Origin of the sequence: Mesorhizobium sp. M0909, from assembly GCF_040319515.1 — a bacterium.
GTDB lineage: Bacteria > Pseudomonadota > Alphaproteobacteria > Rhizobiales > Rhizobiaceae > Mesorhizobium.
The window spans coordinates 1-1,049 of sequence record NZ_JAMYOA010000066.1 but is presented as its reverse complement, the minus strand read 5'-3'; the positions used below and the strand labels follow the sequence as shown (position 1 = coordinate 1,049).

The following is a 1,049-nucleotide window of genomic DNA, read 5'->3' as shown; positions in this document are numbered from 1 at the left end:
CTAGAGCACGTCCTGTGATCGATGAATCGATTGTGATGTGACGGCTGCGTTTTGTGCTGATTCAACATCCACCTCGAGGGAGGTGGACGATGGGAAGAGCATTGAGCGGTGATCTTCGGTCGCGGGTCTTGAAGGCTTCGGACGAGGGCATGTCGGCGCGGCAAGCGGCGGCGCGGTTCGGCGTGGGAGTGTCCAGCGCGATCCGCTGGATTGCGCGGGCGAAGATCGGCGAACTGGCGCCACGCCCGCAGGGCCGCCGCCGCGCCTCCAGCCTCGATGCGCATGAAGCCTTCATCGTCGGGCTGATCGAGGAGCGCCAGGACATCACGCTGAACGAGATGGTGGAGCGTCTCGTCGCCGAGCAGTCAGTGCGGATCAGCCGCAGCGCCTTGAGCGCCTGGCTTCGCGGTCACGGCTGGACATTCAAAAAAAGTCCGCGCACGCACTGGAGCAGGGTCGCCTCGACATCCTGAAGCGGCGCCGGGACTGGTTCGACGGCCAGCTCGATCTTGATCCGGCGAAGCTCGTGTTCATCGATGAGACCGGCCTCTCCACAAAGATGGCCCGCCTGCGTGGAAGAGCGCCGCGCGGCGAGCGCTGCCGGGCCGGCGTGCCGCATGGCCACTGGAAGACCACGACCTTCACCGGAGCGCTGCGGCTGACGGGCATGACTGCGCCCTTCGTCTACGACGGCGCCATGAACGGCAACGTGTTCCTGGCCTATGTCGAGCAGGTGCTGGTCCCTACATTGTCGGCGGGCGACGTAGTCGTCATGGACAACCTGCCCGCCCACAAGGCCGCCGGCGTGCGCGACGCGATTGAGGCCGCAGGCGCGAGCCTGCTCTACTTGCCGCCCTACAGTCCCGACTTCAATCCGATTGAGAACGCCTTCGCCAAACTCAAGGCGCTGCTGCGAGCAAAGGCCGAGAGAACCATCAAAGCTCTCTGGGACGCGGTCGGCGCGGTCGTCGACCTCTTCACCCCAGCCGAATGTGCCAACTACTTCAAAGCCGCAGGATATGAACCGGATTAAACAGGACGTGCTCTAG

Annotated in this window: 1 protein-coding gene; it reads left to right on the top strand. The window is 64.3% G+C overall.

Annotated features, from left to right (window positions below; translation table 11 throughout):
* The first annotated feature begins 89 nt into the window (after positions 1-89).
* Positions 90-1,033 (top strand): IS630 family transposase gene (locus NKH83_RS31540; RefSeq protein ID WP_352809076.1). Its coding sequence is split into 2 segments (ribosomal slippage): positions 90-426 and positions 426-1,033, totalling 945 coding nucleotides; the frame shifts between segments, so codons are not numbered across the junction.
* Positions 1,034-1,049: the final 16 nt, after the last annotated feature.